Annotated in this window: 22 protein-coding genes; all 22 read right to left on the bottom strand. The window is 40.3% G+C overall.

The genetic code is table 11. From position 1 onward, the window contains the following. Window position 1 precedes the first annotated feature (1 nt). Window positions 2-187 (bottom strand): type Z 30S ribosomal protein S14, encoded by a 186-nt coding sequence (locus BLP77_RS13825; RefSeq protein WP_093857720.1) that lies wholly within the window; start codon window positions 185-187, stop codon window positions 2-4. Between the two features lie 24 nt (window positions 188-211). Next, a complete protein-coding gene (gene rplE / locus BLP77_RS13820) occupies window positions 212-751 on the bottom strand; it encodes a 50S ribosomal protein L5 (RefSeq protein ID WP_093857719.1) in 540 nt (179 codons plus the stop codon). A 26-nt stretch (window positions 752-777) separates the two neighbouring features. Continuing rightward, on the bottom strand, window positions 778-1,089 hold the full coding sequence (rplX, locus tag BLP77_RS13815; RefSeq protein WP_093857718.1) for a 50S ribosomal protein L24: 312 nt from the start codon (window positions 1,087-1,089) through the stop codon (window positions 778-780). 34 nt (window positions 1,090-1,123) lie between these two features. Continuing rightward, the gene (rplN, locus tag BLP77_RS13810) at window positions 1,124-1,492 is read right to left on the bottom strand and encodes a 50S ribosomal protein L14 (RefSeq protein WP_093857717.1); all 369 of its coding nucleotides are present in this window, start codon (window positions 1,490-1,492) and stop codon (window positions 1,124-1,126) included. Between the two features lie 37 nt (window positions 1,493-1,529). Next, a complete protein-coding gene (gene rpsQ, locus BLP77_RS13805) occupies window positions 1,530-1,793 on the bottom strand; it encodes a 30S ribosomal protein S17 (protein WP_093857716.1) in 264 nt (87 codons plus the stop codon). Between the two features lie 20 nt (window positions 1,794-1,813). After that, window positions 1,814-2,017, bottom strand: a complete 204-nt coding sequence (rpmC, locus tag BLP77_RS13800) for a 50S ribosomal protein L29 (protein ID WP_093857715.1) — start codon at window positions 2,015-2,017, stop codon at window positions 1,814-1,816. Then, on the bottom strand, window positions 2,007-2,441 hold the full coding sequence (gene rplP, locus BLP77_RS13795) for a 50S ribosomal protein L16 (protein WP_093857714.1): 435 nt from the start codon (window positions 2,439-2,441) through the stop codon (window positions 2,007-2,009). Before rplP ends, rpmC begins: the two co-directional genes overlap by 11 nt. An 18-nt stretch (window positions 2,442-2,459) precedes the next feature. Further along, window positions 2,460-3,104 carry a 30S ribosomal protein S3 gene (gene rpsC / locus BLP77_RS13790; RefSeq protein WP_093857713.1) on the bottom strand — a complete coding sequence of 215 codons (645 nt, stop codon included), beginning with the start codon at window positions 3,102-3,104 and terminating at the stop codon, window positions 2,460-2,462. A 3-nt stretch (window positions 3,105-3,107) separates the two neighbouring features. Then, window positions 3,108-3,452 carry a 50S ribosomal protein L22 gene (gene rplV, locus BLP77_RS13785; RefSeq protein ID WP_093857712.1) on the bottom strand — a complete coding sequence of 115 codons (345 nt, stop codon included), beginning with the start codon at window positions 3,450-3,452 and terminating at the stop codon, window positions 3,108-3,110. Between the two features lie 23 nt (window positions 3,453-3,475). Next, window positions 3,476-3,751: a 30S ribosomal protein S19 gene (gene rpsS, locus BLP77_RS13780; RefSeq protein WP_093857711.1), complete on the bottom strand. Its 276-nt coding sequence runs from the start codon at window positions 3,749-3,751 to the stop codon at window positions 3,476-3,478. A 58-nt stretch (window positions 3,752-3,809) separates the two neighbouring features. Then, on the bottom strand, window positions 3,810-4,646 hold the full coding sequence (gene rplB / locus BLP77_RS13775) for a 50S ribosomal protein L2 (protein WP_093857710.1): 837 nt from the start codon (window positions 4,644-4,646) through the stop codon (window positions 3,810-3,812). Between the two features lie 40 nt (window positions 4,647-4,686). Continuing rightward, a complete protein-coding gene (gene rplW, locus BLP77_RS13770; RefSeq protein ID WP_093857709.1) occupies window positions 4,687-4,977 on the bottom strand; it encodes a 50S ribosomal protein L23 in 291 nt (96 codons plus the stop codon). Beyond that, window positions 4,977-5,600, bottom strand: coding sequence for a 50S ribosomal protein L4 (gene rplD, locus BLP77_RS13765; protein WP_093857708.1), 624 nt, complete (start codon window positions 5,598-5,600; stop codon window positions 4,977-4,979). Before rplD ends, rplW begins: the two co-directional genes overlap by 1 nt. Before the next feature lie 25 nt (window positions 5,601-5,625). Then, window positions 5,626-6,255 carry a 50S ribosomal protein L3 gene (gene rplC, locus BLP77_RS13760; protein ID WP_093857707.1) on the bottom strand — a complete coding sequence of 210 codons (630 nt, stop codon included), beginning with the start codon at window positions 6,253-6,255 and terminating at the stop codon, window positions 5,626-5,628. 23 nt (window positions 6,256-6,278) lie between these two features. Continuing rightward, window positions 6,279-6,587 carry a 30S ribosomal protein S10 gene (gene rpsJ, locus BLP77_RS13755; protein ID WP_093857706.1) on the bottom strand — a complete coding sequence of 103 codons (309 nt, stop codon included), beginning with the start codon at window positions 6,585-6,587 and terminating at the stop codon, window positions 6,279-6,281. A 404-nt stretch (window positions 6,588-6,991) separates the two neighbouring features. Then, entirely contained in the window at window positions 6,992-8,182 is a 1,191-nt protein-coding gene (tuf, locus tag BLP77_RS13750) for an elongation factor Tu (protein ID WP_093857705.1), read from the bottom strand. 123 nt (window positions 8,183-8,305) lie between these two features. Further along, entirely contained in the window at window positions 8,306-10,384 is a 2,079-nt protein-coding gene (gene fusA, locus BLP77_RS13745; RefSeq protein WP_093857704.1) for an elongation factor G, read from the bottom strand. A 51-nt stretch (window positions 10,385-10,435) separates the two neighbouring features. Continuing rightward, complete coding sequence (rpsG, locus tag BLP77_RS13740; protein ID WP_093857703.1) at window positions 10,436-10,906, bottom strand: 30S ribosomal protein S7; 471 nt, start codon at window positions 10,904-10,906, stop codon at window positions 10,436-10,438. Window positions 10,907-10,950: 44 nt separating this feature from the next. Then, window positions 10,951-11,364 carry a 30S ribosomal protein S12 gene (rpsL, locus tag BLP77_RS13735; protein ID WP_093857702.1) on the bottom strand — a complete coding sequence of 138 codons (414 nt, stop codon included), beginning with the start codon at window positions 11,362-11,364 and terminating at the stop codon, window positions 10,951-10,953. A 100-nt stretch (window positions 11,365-11,464) separates the two neighbouring features. Further along, window positions 11,465-11,716: a 50S ribosomal protein L7ae-like protein gene (locus tag BLP77_RS13730; RefSeq protein ID WP_093857701.1), complete on the bottom strand. Its 252-nt coding sequence runs from the start codon at window positions 11,714-11,716 to the stop codon at window positions 11,465-11,467. Between the two features lie 112 nt (window positions 11,717-11,828). Then, a complete protein-coding gene (gene rpoC, locus BLP77_RS13725; RefSeq protein WP_093857700.1) occupies window positions 11,829-15,437 on the bottom strand; it encodes a DNA-directed RNA polymerase subunit beta' in 3,609 nt (1,202 codons plus the stop codon). A gap of 49 nt (window positions 15,438-15,486) precedes the next feature. After that, complete coding sequence (gene rpoB / locus BLP77_RS13720; RefSeq protein ID WP_093857699.1) at window positions 15,487-19,038, bottom strand: DNA-directed RNA polymerase subunit beta; 3,552 nt, start codon at window positions 19,036-19,038, stop codon at window positions 15,487-15,489. Window positions 19,039-19,372: the final 334 nt, after the last annotated feature.

Here is a 19,372-nt window from a genome sequence, read left to right as displayed (position 1 = left end):
TTTACCAGCTTGCTTTTTTAACGCCAGGAATTTGTCCTTCGTAAGCTAATTCACGGAAACAAATACGGCATAATTTAAATTTGCGGATAACTGAATGTGGACGACCGCAACGTTCACAACGTGTGTATTCGCGTACTTTGTACTTTTGTTTACGTTTTTGTTTTGCGATCATTGATTTTTTAGCCACAGTTTTTCCCTCCTTATGAGTAAATTACTGTCTGAACGGCATTCCAAATTGACTTAATAATTCACGAGCTTCTTCATCCGTGTCAGCAGTTGTTACAACTACGATATCCATACCACGTACTTTACTGACTTTATCGTAATCAATTTCTGGGAAAATTAATTGTTCTTTAATGCCAAGAGTGTAGTTGCCGCGACCATCAAATGCTTTTGAAGAAATACCACGGAAGTCACGAACACGAGGTAGTGACACAGCGATTAACTTTTGAAGGAAATCATACATGCGTTCACCACGAAGTGTTACTTTTGCACCGATTGGCATACCTTCACGTAAACGGAAACCAGCGATTGATTTTTTCGCGCGTGTAACAGTTGGCTTTTGACCGGAAATTAACTGTAATTCTTCAACAGCATTATCAAGTGCTTTGGCGTTCTGTACAGCGTCACCCACACCCATATTGATAACAATCTTTTCAATTTTAGGGGCTTGCATTACAGAACTATAATTAAACTTTTCAACTAGTTTTGAGACGATTTCTTCTTGATATTGTCTTTTAAGTTCGTTCATCTTGTAGACCTCCTTTCAGCACAACACTATTTATCTAAAGGTTCGCCTGATTTTTTTGCGATACGGACTTTTTTACCGTCGCGTTCCTCATAACCGACACGAGTAGGCTCACCTGATTTAGGATCGACTGGCATAACATTAGAAACATGGATTGGTGCTTCCTGCGTCAAGATTCCACCTTGAGGGTTTTCTTGAGAAGGTTTAGCGTGTTTTTTAATGTAATTAACGCCTTCTACCAATACACGTTCTTTTTTTGGATAAGCTTCTAAAATTGTGCCTTCTTTTCCTTTATCTTTTCCTGTAATTACTTTGACTTTGTCGCCTTTTTTTACATGCATGAATCGTGCACCTCCTTGCAAGGCAGAGTTTTCATTATAATACTTCTGGAGCCAAGGAAACGATCTTCATGAACTGTCTTTCACGTAATTCACGAGCAACAGGTCCGAAGATACGAGTTCCACGTGGACTTTTATCATCTCGAATGATGACTGCTGCGTTTTCATCAAAACGAATATATGAACCGTCTTTACGGCGTACACCGTTTCTTGAACGTACAACTACAGCCTTTACAACTTCATTCTTTTTGACAACGCCACCTGGTGTTGCTTGTTTAACTGAACAAACGATAACATCGCCTATATTAGCTGTTTTACGTCCAGAACCGCCTAAGACTTTAATGGTTTTAACTTCACGAGCACCTGAGTTATCAGCAACTTTGAGATTAGACTCTTGTTGGATCATAGGATTTGCTACCTCCCTTCGGATTCATTCCGAGCGATTATATAATAACAGCTTCTTCTACTACTTCAACTAGACGGAAACGTTTCGTAGCTGATAATGGACGAGTCTCCATAATACGTACGATATCGCCATTTTTTGCTTGATTATTTTCGTCATGAGTTTTAAATTTCTTAGAATATTTAACACGCTTACCATAAAGCGGGTGGAATTTATAAGTTTCTACAAGAACCGTAATGGTTTTATCCATTTTGTCAGAAACAACGCGTCCTGTATAGACTTTGCGATCTTTACGTTCACTCATTGAGGCTGACCTCCTCTCGATTATCGATTATTAATGCCGACTTCTCTTTCACGAATAACTGTTTTCATACGAGCAATAGATTTTCTAACTTCACGGATGCGTACCGTGTTTTCTAGTTGACCTGTTGCTAGCTGAAAGCGTAAGTTAAACAGTTCTTCTTTTAATGATTTAATATTTTGTTCGATTTCGGCAGTGGTAAGTTCTCTGATTTCATTAGCTTTCATTGCTATCACCACCAATTTCTTCACGTTTTACGAACTTCGTTCTAACTGGTAGTTTGTGTGATGCTAAGCGAAGTGCTTCACGAGCGACTTCTTCATTAACTCCAGCAATTTCAAATAATATTTTTCCTGGTTTTACAACTGCTACCCAATCTTCTGGAGAACCTTTACCGGAACCCATACGTACTTCTAATGGTTTAGCAGTCTTCGGTTTGTCTGGAAAGATTTTAATCCAAACTTTACCGCCACGTTTCATATAACGAGTCATTGCAATACGAGCTGCCTCGATTTGTCGACTAGTAATCCATGCACCTTCTAGTGCTTGAACGCCGAATTCACCATGTGATACTTCAGTTCCACCTTTTGCACGACCTTTTAAGTTGCCGCGATGTTGTCTACGATATTTTACACGTTTAGGCATTAACATATTGCGAATCCCCCTTCCTTATTGATTATCATTTTTTGTTGGAAGGACTTCACCACGATAAATCCACACTTTAACACCAAGCTTACCGTACGTAGTATCTGCCTCAGCAGTACCATAATTGATATCAGCACGTAGTGTGTGAAGTGGTACAGTTCCTTCGTTGTATTGTTCTGCACGGGCAATATCTGCTCCACCTAGACGACCAGATACTTGCGTTTTAATACCTTTTGCACCTGCACGCATTGCACGTTGGATTGCTTGTTTCTGTACACGACGGAAAGAAACACGATTTTCTAGCTGACGCGCAATGTTTTCTGCTACTAGAGTTGAATCTAGCTCAGGTTTTTTCACTTCAACGATGTTGATGTGTACTTTTTTACTTGTTAGTTCACTTAATTTTGAGCGTAATGCTTCTACTTCAGATCCACCTTTACCAATAACCATACCTGGTTTAGCTGTGTGGATAGAGATGTTAATACGGTTTGCAGCACGTTCAATTTCAATAGAAGATACTGCAGAATCTTTCAAGCGTTCTTCAATATATTCACGAACCTTAATGTCTTCATGTAAAAGGTCAGCATAATCTTTTTCCGCGTACCATTTTGATTCCCAATCATTGATTACACCGATACGAAGACCTTTCGGGTTAATTTTTTGACCCACTGATTATCCCTCCTTCTTTTCTGATACCACTACTGTAATGTGGCTAGTACGTTTATTAATCGCGCTTGCACGACCTTGCGCGCGTGGGCGGAAACGTTTAAGCGTTACACCTTCATTTACAAATGCTTCAGAGATATATAAATTTTCCGCATCTAGTTCATAATTGTGCTCAGCGTTCGAAACCGCTGATTTTAACACCTTTTCAACATTCGGTGATGCAGCGCGGTTTGTATGAGCTAGTATTGCGAAAGCTTCGCCAACTTCTTTTCCTCGAATTAAATCAATCACTAGTCGAGCTTTACGAGGAGCAATACGAACCGTTTTAGCTACTGCTTTAGCTTGTTGCATCATGCTAACCTCCTCTCAATTAGCTATTTTGTTCTCTTATCGTCACCGGAATGGCCTTTAAACGTACGTGTTGGTGCAAACTCACCTAGTTTGTGTCCAACCATGTCTTCGGTGATATATACGGGTACATGTTTACGGCCGTCATAAACTGCGATTGTGTTTCCTACAAAGTTAGGGAAAATAGTAGAACGACGTGACCAAGTTTTAATAACTTGCTTTTTGTTGTTTTCTTCCATGCTTTCGACTTTTTTCATTAAATGATCATCCACGAAAGGTCCCTTTTTTAAACTACGACCCATGAATAAACCTCCTTCCATCTTTAAGTCAACCGATGACTCGATTTGACTTTTTCAGGATTTATTTCTTCTTCTTACGACGACGTACAATAAATTTATCTGACTGTTTATTGCGTTTACGTGTTTTAAGTCCAAGCGTAGGTTTACCCCATGGTGACATTGGAGATGGAAGACCGATTGGTGCACGACCTTCACCACCACCGTGTGGGTGATCGCTTGGGTTCATAACAGAACCACGTACTGTTGGACGAACACCTTTCCAACGAGTGCGTCCTGCTTTACCAACTCTTACAAGCTCATGTTCAATATTACCGACTTGGCCGATTGAGGCACGGCACGTACCAAGAATCATACGTGTTTCGCCTGAAGCTAGACGTATAAGTACGTATTTATCCTCTTTACCAAGAATTTGAGCTTGGGAACCAGCTGAACGTACTAACTGTCCTCCACGTCCTGGTTTCATTTCGATATTGTGAACAGTTGTACCGACTGGCATTTTGTTTAGAGGTAATGCGTTACCTGTTTTGATGTCAGCACCTTCACCTGACATAACTTCTTGACCTACTTTTAAACCTTTAGGTGCAAGGATATAACGTTTTTCACCATCTGCATAATTGATTAATGCGATGTTCGCTGAACGGTTTGGATCGTATTCGATCGTAGCAACGCGTCCTGGTATACCATCTTTATCACGCTTGAAATCAATTAAACGGTATTGACGTTTGTGTCCTCCACCTTGATGACGAACAGTTAATTTCCCTTGATTGTTACGACCTGCACGTTTCTTAACTGGTGCAAGTAGGGACTTTTCTGGTTTTGATGTCGTAATTTCATCGTTTGTCAATGTTGACATATTACGACGACCATTACTGGTTGGTTTATACTTTTTGATCGCCATCTGTTTTCCCTCCTTTTAAATTAAAAGTTTTTTATCCGACTTATACACCTTCAAAGAAGTCTAGTTCTTTGCTATCTGGTGTTAATGTTACAATGGCTTTTTTACGATCAGGACGGTAGCCTTCATAACGTCCCATTCTTCTTTTCTTACCTTTAAGGTTAATTGTATTAACCTGTTCTACTTTTACTTGAAATATTGTTTCAACGGCATCTTTAATTTCAGTTTTGTTCGCTTTTGTTGAAACTTCAAACGTATACTTATTATCAGCCATTAAATCTGCAGAGTTTTCCGTAATGATCGGGCGCTTAATGATATCTCTTGGTTCTGTCATTATGCAAGCACCTCCCCTGCTTTTTCAGCTGCTTCCTTCGTCATGAACAGCTTGTCGTATTTCAGTAAATCTAATACATTGATTTGCTCTACTGATAGAACATGCACGCCTTGAATGTTATTAGCAGATCGCTCAATGTTTTCATCATTTTCTGCTGTAACAATTAAAGCTTTTCCATCTACATCAAAACTGTTTAGTAATGAAACAACTTCTTTCGTCTTAGGTGCTTCAATGCTTAAATCTTCTAATACATAAATCTCTTCATGTTTCACTTTAGAAGATAAAGCAGAACGAAGCGCTAAACGACGCACTTTTTTAGGCAGTTTAAAGCTGTAGCTACGAGGTGTTGGACCAAATACAGTTCCACCGCCAACCCATTGTGGGGAACGAATAGATCCTTGACGGGCACGACCTGTACCTTTTTGGCGCCATGGTTTACGGCCGCCTCCACGAACCTCAGAGCGATTTTTTACTTTGTGAGTACCTTGACGTAATGATGCTTGCTGCATCACAACTGCGTCTTTTAATACGGTTTCGTTTGGTTCAATACCAAATACTCCTTCAGTAAGCTCAACATCGCCTACTTGAGAACCAGTTTGATTGTATAGTGCTACTTTAGGCATGACATATCCTCCCTTCGTTTATTATTTAGTTAGCCTTAACCGCACTTGAAATTTGTACATATGATTTCTTCGCACCAGGTACATTACCTTTAACGAGAATCAAGTTATTTTCTGTATCTACTTTAACAACATCTAGGTTTTGAATCGTTACCGTTTCGCCACCCATTTGTCCTGGTAGTTTTTTGCCTGGGAATACACGCATCGGGTCAATAACACCCATCGCACCTGGACTACGGTGATAATGTGAACCGTGAGTCATTGGTCCGCGTGATTGATTATGACGTTTAATCGCACCTTGGAACCCTTTACCTTTAGAAGTTCCGGTTACGTCTACTTTTTCACCTGCTTCAAATACATCCACACTTAATTCTTGACCAACTTCATAATCGTCAAGATTTACGTTACGGACTTCGCGAATGAAGCGCTTAGGCTTTGCCTCTGCTTTTTCAGCATGACCTTTTTCCGGTTTATTCGCACGTGATTCTTTTTTATCCGCAAAACCTACTTGAATAGCCTCATAGCCATCATTTTCAGCTGTTTTCTTTTGTAATACGACGTTACCCTCAGCTTGAATAACTGTAACAGGAACTAATTCGCCAGTTTCAGAGAACAGTTGAGTCATTCCGATTTTGCGTCCTAAGATTCCTTTCGCCATCCGTTACACCTCCTAAAATAATGTTATAGTTTAATTTCAATATCTACGCCAGATGGTAAATCTAAACGCATTAAGGAATCCACTGTTTGTGGGGTTGGGCTCAATATGTCAATCAAACGCTTGTGTGTGCGCATTTCAAATTGCTCACGAGCATCTTTATACTTGTGAACCGCACGTAAGATTGTGTATACAGAGCGCTCAGTTGGCAATGGGATCGGACCAGATACATCTGCTCCAGAACGTTTTGCCGTTTCTACGATTTTTTCAGCTGATTGATCAAGCACACGGTGATCATAAGCTTTTAATCGGATACGTATTTTTTCTTTTGCCATTACTTTCCCTCCTTTTCGCCTATCTTTTAAACAGACATACTCCGTGAAAATTTCCTCCACAACCTGCCATGGCAAAGGGGCCGGGTGTGTCAGCAACCTTCCACTTCATCGCCTTGTTATGACTGCAACATTATTTATTATACAGAATACAGCCTTGATACGCAAGGGAATTCTATAAACTTCTCTTGCAATCACCTAAGTTATTATACTAAGGTTTATGGCTGCTTTCAACCAATAGAGTAATATTCAGAAAAGTCGCTTTTAAGGTCCTTTTTTAAAGCGTTTATATATAAGTTATGTATCCGTACCGATTTGCTTAGCAACAGTCAAGTACCCTATGACTACTTTGAGTGCATATAAAAAGAGATTGCCGACTTTCGGCAATCTCTTAGGTTAAACTGTTGTTATTTAGTGATTGTAGCAACAACGCCTGCGCCTACAGTACGTCCACCCTCACGGATAGAGAATTTAGTACCCTCTTCAATCGCGATAGGTGAGATAAGCTCAACATCCATTTCAACGTTATCGCCAGGCATAACCATTTCTACTCCATCTGGTAGCTGGATAACACCAGTTACGTCAGTTGTACGGAAGTAGAATTGTGGACGATAGTTTGAGAAGAATGGCGTATGACGTCCACCCTCATCTTTAGAAAGAACATAAACTTCTGCTTTAAAATTAGTGTGTGGTGTAATTGAACCAGGTTTAGCTAGTACCTGACCACGTTTAATATCTTCACGAGAAACACCACGAAGTAGCGCACCAATGTTGTCACCAGCTTCTGCATAGTCAAGAAGCTTACGGAACATTTCTACTCCAGTAACAGTTGTTTTGCCTGCTTCTTCAGCAAGACCGATGACTTCAACTTCATCACCAACTGATACTTGACCACGTTCTACACGGCCAGTCGCAACTGTGCCACGACCAGTGATTGAGAATACGTCCTCAACTGGCATCATGAATGGTTTATCAGTGTCACGGTCTGGAGTTGGAATATAATCGTCAACAGCATCCATTAATTCGTAGATTGCGTTAACGTATTGCTCTTCACCTTCAATAGCCATTAGAGCTGAGCCTTTAACAACTGGTACATCATCACCAGGGAAGTCGTACTCGCTTAGTAGGTCACGAACTTCCATTTCAACTAGTTCTAGTAGCTCTTCATCGTCTACCATATCGCATTTATTTAAGAATACGACAATCGCAGGTACACCTACTTGACGAGAAAGTAGAATGTGCTCACGAGTTTGTGGCATTGGACCATCTGCTGCAGATACAACAAGGATTGCACCATCCATTTGTGCTGCACCAGTGATCATGTTTTTAACATAGTCAGCGTGTCCCGGGCAGTCAACGTGAGCATAGTGACGAGTGTCAGTTTCATACTCAACGTGAGCAGTAGAAATTGTGATTCCACGCTCTTGTTCTTCAGGCGCACCATCGATTTGGTCATAAGCCATTGCAGAACCTTTTCCTGATTTTTTGTGTAATACAGTTGTAATCGCTGCTGTTAAAGTTGTTTTACCATGGTCAACGTGTCCAATTGTACCAATGTTAACGTGTGATTTGGAACGGTCAAATTTTTCTTTTGACATTTATATTTCCTCCTTAAAATATAAAATATTTTTTATGTTTTATTTTTCAGTTGCCTCCTAGAATTGTATCAGGAGACAACTGTTTATAATAATTGTTATAAGGGATAAAACGTCAAACGTCAATTATTCCCCAGCATTTTTCTTAACAATTTCATCAGAAATGCTCTTCGGTACCTCTTCGTAGTGACTGAAGTACATGGTGTAAGTTCCGCGTCCTTGTGTGTTTGAACGTAGTGATGTTGCATACCCAAACATTTCAGAAAGTGGAACAAAAGCATTAACGACTGATGCGTTACCACGAGATCCCATGCCTTCTACACGGCCACGACGCGAAGTAACATCGCCCATAATGTCACCCATGTACTCTTCAGGAACAACAATTTCAACTTTCATCATTGGTTCAAGTAAAACCGGTTGACATTTGTTTTTAGCTTCTTTAAGTGCCATTGATGCTGCTACTTTAAAGGCTGTTTCGTTTGAGTCAACGTCGTGGTATGAACCATCGTATAATGTTGCTTTAATATCGATTAGTGGATATCCCGCTAGTACACCATTTTCCATTGATTCTTCAATACCTTGTTGAACAGCTGGAATGTATTCTTTCGGGACAACACCACCAACGATTTTGTTAACAAATTCGAAACCTTCACCTTCATCATTTGGTTCGAAATTAACCCAAACGTGTCCGTATTGACCACGTCCACCTGACTGACGCACGAATTTACCTTCAACATTCGCGTCTGCACGGAATGTTTCTCGGTAAGCAACCTGTGGGTTACCAATGTTCGCATCAACCTTAAACTCACGTTTTAAACGGTCAACGATAATGTCTAGGTGAAGTTCACCCATACCATGAATAATCGTCTGACCAGTTTCTTCGTTTGTCTCGGTACGGAAGGTTGGGTCTTCCTCAGCTAATTTAGCTAAAGCGATACCCATTTTATCTTGGTCCGCTTTTGATCTCGGTTCAATCGCAACCGCGATAACAGGGTCAGGGAATTCCATAGATTCAAGAATGACAAGGTTTTTCTCATCACATAGTGTATCCCCTGTAGCAGTGTCTTTCAATCCAACACCACCTGCGATATCACCAGCATAAACTGCATCAACTTCTTCACGGTGGTTGGCATGCATTTGTAGGATACGACCTACACGCTCACGCTTATCTTTAGTTGAGTTCTTAACATAAGAACCACTGTTTAGTGTGCCTGAATACACACGGAAGAAGGTTAATTTACCAACGTAAGGGTCAGTCATTACTTTAAATGCTAGTGCTGAGAATGGTTCTTTGTCGTCTGATTTACGAACGACTTCTTCTTCCGTATCTGGAACAACACCTTCAATTGGAGGTACATCCAATGGAGAAGGAAGATAGTCGATTACAGCATCTAGAAGTAATTGAACACCTTTGTTTTTGAATGCTGATCCACACATAACTGGATAGAATTCAACATCACAAGTTGCTTTACGGATTGCCGCTTTTAATTCATCAATTGTGAATTCTTCACCTTCTAGATATTTCATCATTAAGTCTTCATCTAGCTCCGCGATTGCTTCTACTAAGCGACCGCGATATTCTTCGGCTTGTTCCTTATATTCATCTGGTATTTCTGTCGCGTTAGCGCGTGTTCCAAGGTCATCTTCGTAGACATAAGCTTTCATTTCTACTAAGTCAATAATTCCCTCGAACTGATCTTCAGCACCGATTGGTAACTGAATTGGGTGCGCATTAGCACCTAATCGGTCTTCTAATGTACTTACGGAATATAAGAAGTCAGCACCGACTTTATCCATTTTATTGATAAAAACAACACGCGGTACCCCGTAAGTTGTAGCTTGTCGCCAAACTGTTTCAGTTTGTGGCTCAACACCTGATTGCGCATCTAATAACGCAACAGAACCATCAAGTACACGCAAAGAACGTTCAACTTCTACTGTGAAGTCTACGTGCCCCGGCGTATCAATGATGTTAATACGATGATCCTTCCACTGGGCTGTTGTCGCAGCAGACGTAATCGTGATACCACGCTCCTGCTCCTGCTCCATCCAGTCCATTTGGGAAGCACCTTCGTGAGTTTCTCCCAGCTTGTGAATACGTCCTGTATAGAACAGGATACGCTCAGTAGCTGTTGTTTTACCAGCATCAATGTGTGCCATGATGCCGATATTACGATATTTTTCTAAGGAGAACTCTCTAGGCATAATTCACTTCTCCTTCCTGCATTTTGGCTAAATTGTATTATTGAATTATTATTACCAACGATAGTGTGCAAACGCCTTGTTCGCTTCTGCCATTTTATGCATTTCTTCACGACGTTTAACTGCTGCACCAGTATTATTTGCTGCATCTAAAATTTCATTAGCTAGACGCTCTTCCATCGATTTTTCTCCGCGAAGCCTCGCATAGTTAACGATGAAACGAAGTCCTAATGCTTGTCGACGTTCTGGGCGTACCTCAACAGGTACTTGGTAGTTGGAACCACCAACACGTCTAGCACGTACTTCAAGAACTGGCATAACATTCTTCATAGCTTCCTCAAATGTATCCATAGCATTTTGACCGCTACGTTCTTGTACTAAATCAAAAGCTTTATAAAGAATTTTTTGTGAAACACCTTTTTTACCATCAACCATAATTTGATTGATTAAACGAGTTACTAGTTTAGAGTTGTAAATTGGATCTGGTAATACATCTCTTTTAGGAACTGCTCCTTTACGCGGCATTCAAAGTTCCTCCTTTCTACGTGGTCTTTATCTTCAATCGCAGCTTATTTTTTAGGTCTTTTAGCTCCATATTTTGAACGGCCTTGTTTACGACCTTCAACCCCAGCAGTGTCTAGTGCACCACGAACGATGTGATAACGCACACCTGGTAAGTCTTTTACACGTCCACCACGAATTAGAACAACACTGTGCTCTTGTAGGTTGTGTCCAATTCCCGGAATGTAAGCCGTAACTTCAATTTGGTTAGAAAGACGTACACGAGCATATTTACGTAATGCTGAGTTCGGTTTCTTAGGTGTCATAGTTGCCACACGTGTACAAACACCACGCTTTTGTGGAGAAGGATTATCAGTAAATTGTTTTTTATAAGAGTTAAACCCTTTGTTTAAAGCAGGTGAGTCAGAACCTTTAGCTTTAGATTTACGACCTTTACGTACTAATTGGTTAATAGTAGGCATGTTATATCCTCCCTTCTGATCTATTGTTTCTAAATCCACACATCCAGGTGGTTCATTTTTAGGCAAAAAAACAAACTCAATACACGATGGTGTATAAAGTTTACTTTTTAATTGCCACTGCAGCTGCTCCAACGTCAATACCGCAAGCTTCACCTAATTTTTTCATAGATTCAACATAAGCAATTGGTATTTCGTATTGATCTGCTGCTTTTAATACTTTATCAGTTATACGTCGTTCGGCATTTTCAGCCACAACGACTTCAAGTACATCACCACTTTTAATGGATTTTAGCACTTGTTTAGCTCCAATAATTAAGCTTTTTTTAGCCTGTGCTACTTTTTCATAAGACATTCAATTATCCTCCAAAGTAACAAGGTTATATGAAGCACCTTGAATATAGTACCACTGACATTATGAGTTGTCAATGAAAAATCTAAAGCATTTCAAGGTGCCTCAACCTCTATTAAATTTCAGTTGTCATCTCTTCTACTTCTTCTTCTACTTCGACTTCTTCTTTATCCGCTTCTAGATGACGATATTTGGCTAAGCCAGTACCCGCAGGAACAAGCTTACCGATAATAACGTTTTCTTTCAATCCGAGTAGGTCGTCATACTTACCTTTAATAGCCGCATCTGTTAAGACTCTTGTCGTTTCTTGGAATGATGCCGCTGATAAGAATGAGTCTGTTTCGAGCGAAGCTTTTGTAATACCAAGTATAATTGGTTTAGCCACAGCTGGCTGCCCACCTTCTAGTAACACTTGACGGTTAGCTTCTCTAAATTGGTTAACATCAAGGAGTGATCCAGGTATAACATCGGTATCTCCGGATTCTATGACACGTACTTTATTAAGCATTTGACGTACCATAACCTCGACGTGTTTATCACTAATTTCAACACCTTGCATACGGTAAACTTTTTGTACTTCTTTAAGCAGATATCGTTCTACCCCTTGCAAGCCTTGTGCCTTGATTAGTTCTTTCGGATCGATAGAACCTTCCGTAAGCGCTTGACCTGCAATAACTTCATCTCCTACATCTACTTTCATACGAGCGCTGTAAGGTGTTGTATAATTTCGCGTTTCAACATCGCCTTTAACGACGATTTCTTTCTTATCTTTGACATCATTAATTTCTATGATTTGCCCGTTAATCTCTGTGATAACAGCCTGACCTTTAGGGTTACGAGCCTCAAATAGCTCTTGAATACGCGGCAAACCTTGTGTGATGTCGTCCCCAGCTACACCACCTGTGTGGAATGTACGCATTGTAAGCTGTGTACCTGGTTCACCGATTGATTGTGCCGCGATAATACCAACAGATTCACCAACTTCAACGCGATCGCCTGTAGCCATATTACGCCCATAACACTTCACACAAGCACCATGGTGTGTGTTACATGTGAACACTGAACGAATAACGACTGATTCAACACCAGAATCAACGATTTCTTTAGCTTTATCTTCTGTAATTAATTCATTACGTTCAACAATGATATCGTTGGTTTCTGGATGATGTACCATTCTAAATGCTGTACGACCCACTAAACGGTCATATAACGGTACGATGATTTCATTTCCTTCACGTAATGTTGAAACCGTCATGCCACGGTCCGTTCCACAATCGTGTTCACGGATAATAACATCTTGGGCAACGTCAACCAAGCGACGGGTTAAGTAACCAGAGTCCGCCGTCTTAAGGGCTGTATCGGCTAGACCTTTACGCGCACCGTGAGTTGAAATGAAGTACTCTAACACGGTTAAACCTTCACGGAAGCTTGATTTAATTGGTAGTTCAATGATTCGACCAGATGGATTAGCCATTAAACCACGCATACCTGCTAGCTGAGTGAAGTTCGATGCGTTACCACGGGCACCAGAGTCACTCATCATGAAGATAGGGTTTAAGGCATCTAATGAAACCATTAGCTTATCTTGAATTTCATCCTTCGCTTCCGTCCATGTTGCAATAACTCGGTCATATCGCTCTTCTTCCGTGATTAAACCACGGCGGAACTGTTTAACGACTTTATCAATTTTACTTTGTGCTTGGTCAAGCACTTTTTGTTTCTCTTCTAATACAACAATGTCAGAGACACCAATTGTAATACCTGCTTTTGTAGAGAACTTAAAGCCTAAGTCCTTCATACGGTCCAGCATCTTAGACGTTTCAGAAATCTTATAATGTTTGAAGACTTCTGCAATGATATCGCCTAGGATACCCTTCTTAAATGGCTTAATTAACTCTCTATTTTTAAGTTCTTCTTTTAAATCAGTTGTAATATCTACAAAGTACTCATCAGGCGTGCGTTCCTCCAGGTTAGAGGATGTCGGCTCATTCATGTATGGGAATGAGTCAGGAAGAATTTCATTAAAGATCAATTTACCGACTGTCGTGATGAGTAACTTTTCATTTTGCCCCTCAGTAAATTGTGGATTATTTAGTGAGCTGGCTTTAATACCGATACGACTGTGCAAATGGACATAGCCATTATCGTATGCTAATACAGCCTCCGTATAAGATGAAAACACTCTTCCTTCGCCTAATGCATTATCACGTTCAAGCGTTAAATAGTAGTTACCGAGTACCATATCCTGAGATGGTGTCACAACTGGTTTACCATCTTTAGGATTTAGAATGTTTTGAGCCGCTAACATAAGAATTCGGGCTTCAGCTTGAGCTTCAGGCGATAATGGAACGTGAACCGCCATTTGGTCACCATCAAAGTCCGCGTTATAAGCTGTACATACTAATGGGTGTAGGCGAATTGCACGACCTTCCACTAGTGTTGGCTCAAACGCCTGAATACCTAAACGGTGAAGCGTCGGTGCACGGTTTAACAGTACTGGGTGTTCTTTAATAACATCCTCTAAAACATCCCAAATTTCCGGACGTAAACGTTCAATACTACGTTTTGCCGATTTAATGTTATGAGCTAAACCGCGATCAACTAATTCTCGCATCACAAATGGCTTGAATAATTCAATAGCCATTTCTTTAGGTAAACCACATTGATACATTTTCAAGTTCGGTCCAACAACGATAACGGAACGACCAGAATAGTCAACACGTTTACCTAATAGGTTCTGACGGAAACGTCCTTGTTTACCTTTCAACATATGAGATAGAGATTTAAGCGGACGATTCCCTGGACCAGTAACTGGACGACCACGACGTCCATTATCAATTAACGCGTCTACAGATTCTTGTAGCATACGTTTCTCGTTTTGAACAATAATCGTTGGTGCACCTAAATCTAATAGACGTTTCAAACGGTTATTACGATTAATCACACGACGATATAAGTCATTTAAATCAGATGTTGCAAAACGTCCACCATCAAGTTGTACCATTGGTCTTAATTCTGGTGGAATAATCGGAAGAACATCCATAATCATCCAATCAGGATTATTTCCTGAATTACGGAATGATTCTAGTACTTCTAGACGTTTTATTGCGCGTGTACGACGTTGACCGTGAGCTGTTTTTAACTCCTCTTTAAGTTCTTGAACTTCGCCATCTAAATTAACATCTTGTAATAACTTACGGATTGCTTCAGCACCCATTTGTGCCTTAAACGTATTACCATATTTTTCGTAATACGTGCGGAATTCCTTTTCCGTTAGTAGCTGTTTTTTCTCAAGCGGTGTATCACCTGGATCCGTCACAATATAAGAAGCAAAGTAAATCACTTCTTCTAGTGCTCTAGGTGATAAGTCTAGAACAAGACCCATACGGCTTGGAATACCTTTAAAATACCAAATGTGAGAAACAGCGGCAGCAAGCTCAATATGCCCCATGCGCTCACGACGTACTTTTGCTTTTGTTACTTCAACACCACAACGATCACAAACGACACCTTTGTATCGAACGCGTTTGTATTTTCCGCAGTGACATTCCCAATCTTTTGTAGGTCCAAAAATACGTTCACAGAATAAACCGTCTTTTTCTGGTTTTAATGTACGATAGTTAATCGTTTCTGGTTTTTTTACTTCACCGAATGACCAAGAACGAATCTTGTCAGGTGAAGCCAACCCTATTTTCATGAACTCAAATCTGTTTACATCGATCAAGGAGCCTACCTCCCTTATTTTTTCAACGAATTAATTCTAAAGATCTCATTTACTCACTGACGTTGCGATCTTCCGTTGTTTCCATTGAAACATTCAATTGTTCTGGTTGATCTTCATCTTCCAAATCACGCATGTCAATTTCTGAACGATCCTGCGTTAGCATCTTGACATCCATTCCAAGACTTTGAAGCTCTTTGATGAGTACCCGGAATGATTCAGGAACACCTGGTTCTGGAAGGTTTTCACCTTTGACAATCGATTCATACATTTTAACACGACCAACAACATCATCGGATTTAACGGTTAAGATCTCTTGTAACGTATAAGCAGCACCGTATGCTTCTAAAGCCCATACTTCCATCTCACCAAAGCGCTGACCACCAAATTGAGCCTTACCACCAAGTGGTTGTTGTGTAACAAGGGAGTATGGTCCAGTTGAGCGTGCGTGTAATTTATCATCAACCATGTGTTCAAGTTTGATCATGTACATAACACCAACTGACACACGGTTATCGAAAGCAGTTCCTGTTCTTCCATCATAAAGAACTGTTTTACCATCTCTTGATAAGCCTGCTTCCAAGACTGTTTCCCATACGTCTTCTTCATCCGCACCATCGAATACTGGTGATGCAACATGAATACCCATCTCTCTTGCTGCCATACCTAAATGAAGCTCAAGCACTTGCCCGATATTCATACGAGAAGGTACGCCTAATGGGTTTAACATAACATCAACTGGTGTACCATCCGGTAGGTAAGGCATATCCTCTTCAGGTAAAATACGTGAGATAACACCTTTGTTACCGTGACGACCAGCCATTTTATCCCCTTCAGAGATTTTCCGTTTTTGTACGATGTAAACACGTACTAGTTTATTGACACCTGGTGATAATTCATCACCATCTTCTCGATTAAATGTCTTAACATCAAGTACGATACCGCCACCACCGTGGGGGACTCGTAATGATGTATCTCTAACTTCCCGTGCTTTTTCACCGAAAATAGCATGTAGTAAACGTTCTTCCGCAGAAAGCTCTGTCATTCCTTTTGGTGTGACTTTACCAACTAATAAATCACCATCAGTGACTTCAGCACCGACACGAATAATGCCGTTCTCATCTAAGTTTCTTAAAGCATCCTCACCAACGTTAGGGATGTCACGAGTTATTTCTTCCGGACCAAGTTTTGTATCACGCGCTTCCGTTTCAAAATCTTCAATATGGATAGACGTGAAAACATCATCCTTCACCATACGTTCACTCATGATGACGGCATCTTCATAGTTATAACCTTCCCAGGTCATAAAGGCAACCAAGGCATTACGCCCAAGAGCTAATTCGCCTTTGTCCATTGACGGGCCATCGGCTAAAATTTCACCTTGTTTCACACGGTCGCCCTTAGAGATAATAGGTTTTTGGTTATAACATGTACCTTGGTTGGATCGAATAAACTTCGCTAGTCTATAGCGATCTAAGTCACCTTCAACTTCCTTACCATCAACTTCTTCTATTCGGCGAATATGAACTTCTTTCGCTTCAACTTTTTCGACGATTCCTGCATGCTTTGCTACAACAGCAGCACCTGAGTCTTTACCTGATACATATTCCATACCAGTTCCGACGAACGGAGCTTCCGCTTGAAGTAAAGGTACTGCCTGACGTTGCATGTTCGCACCCATTAACGCACGGTTAGAGTCATCGTTTTCTAAGAATGGGATGCATGCAGTCGCTGCTGATACGACCTGCTTAGGTGATACATCCATGTAATCAATTTGTTCACGTGGAACAGCTGTGTTTTCACCGCGGAAACGGGCGATAACTTCTTCATCTACAAACGAACCATCATCGGTTAAACGAGCATTTGCCTGAGCCACGATATAATTATCTTCTTCATCAGCTGTTAAATAGTCAACTTGTTCCGTCACTTTACCGGTTTCTGGGTCTACACGACGGTAAGGTGTTTCAATGAAACCAAACTCATTAACTTTCGCAAAAGTTGATAATGAGTTAATCAACCCGATGTTCGGACCCTCGGGCGTTTCGATTGGACACATACGACCATAGTGTGAATAGTGTACGTCACGAACCTCGAAACCCGCACGTTCACGCGTTAGACCTCCCGGGCCTAATGCTGATAAACGACGTTTATGCGTTAATTCAGCTAATGGGTTAGTTTGATACATGAACTGCGATAATTGCGAACTACCAAAGAACTCTTTAATAGACGCAATTACTGGACGTATATTAATCAATTGTTGTGGTGTGATCGATTCCGTATCTTGAATAGACATACGCTCACGAACTACACGTTCCATTCGGGAAAGCCCGATACGGAATTGGTTTTGTAATAATTCACCAACTGAACGTAAACGACGATTACCTAAATGGTCAATGTCATCGGTATTACCCACTGTGTGTAATAGGTTAAAGAAATAGCTAATAGAAGAGATAATATCAGCCGGTGTAATGTTTTTAACATTATAATTGACATTACCATTACTAATAACCGTTAATGTTCTTTCACCTTCAGGGTCAGTTGGGTCTACTATTTTAATGGATTGAATTTTAATAGGGTCTTCTAAGACACCATCTTGAGGTTCTAGAATTTTTTCACCTGCCGCATCTTCCTCTATTTCAAAATGCGGCATCAGTTTGTCTAATAATCGACGGTTTAGTTTATCACCTTTACGAGCGATAACTTCACCTGTCTCTTCATCAGCAATAGTTTCCGCTAATGTCTGATTGAGCAAACGATTTTTGAAATGTAATTTATTATTCATTTTGTAACGACCTACACGCGCTAAATCATAACGCTTCGGATCAAAGAAACGTGAATATAATAAACTACGTGCGTTTTCTGCAGTTGGCGGTTCACCCGGTCTTAATCGTTCATATATTTCAATCAAAGCTTTTTCGCTGTCTTCTGTGTTGTCTTTCTCTAATGTATTACGTAAAAACTCATTGTCTCCAATTAAATCAATGATTTCCTCATCTGAGCTAAAGCCTAATGCCCTTAGTAATACGGTAAGCGGTAATTTACGTGTACGATCAATACGTACATGCACAACATCTTTAGCATCTGTTTCGAACTCTAACCATGCCCCACGGTTAGGAATAACAGTTGCTGTATGACCTCTTTTTCCGTTTTTGTCTATTTTTTCACTAAAATAGACACTAGGCGATCTAACGAGCTGTGATACAATGACACGTTCAGCACCGTTAATCACAAACGTACCCGTATCAGTCATTAATGGGAAATCACCCATAAAGACTTCTTGCTCTTTCACTTCACCCGTCTCTTTATTTAAAAGACGGACTTTGACGCGTAAAGGTGCATTATACGTAACGTCTCGCTCTTTCGCCTCATCAACAGGGTATTTTGGTTCTCCTAAGCTGTAGTCCACGAACTCCAATGAAAGATTACCTGTAAAATCTTCAATCGGTGAAATGTCTTCAAACATTTCTTTCATCCCTTGTTGTAAAAACCATTCATAGGATTTCGTTTGAATTTCAATTAGATTTGGAAGGTCGTGAACTTCACTAATCCTTGCGTAACTCCTACGTTGGCGGTGTCGACCATATTGAACTAGTTGACCTGTCAACTGCTTCACCCCTCAAACAACCAGATTTAGTAGTAAACTTACTTATAATCCTAGCAATAACTAACGTTTACTAAGATTAAACAAAAAATGGTTCGACAAAACTGCATGCCGAACTTGCTTGATCAACAAAGTTTCTCAAGCATTTATATATGCACATTCGTGAAAACCACGAATGTTTTGACCTAGGTTTAGAAAATGTGTAAAGTTTAAATAGTTTTTCAGAATGAATACCCCTTTAATCATTTAGTCCAGTATTACATTTATCGGTATTACACTCGAATTTTATACGCTTTTTAAACTTTTTTATAAAAATTGTTAAAAAGTCCTTGACAAG

The sequence above is a fragment of the Tenuibacillus multivorans genome (assembly GCF_900103915.1).
Classification (GTDB): domain Bacteria; phylum Bacillota; class Bacilli; order Bacillales; family Alkalibacillaceae; genus Tenuibacillus; species Tenuibacillus multivorans.
This window is presented reverse-complemented; position numbering and strand designations above follow the sequence as displayed.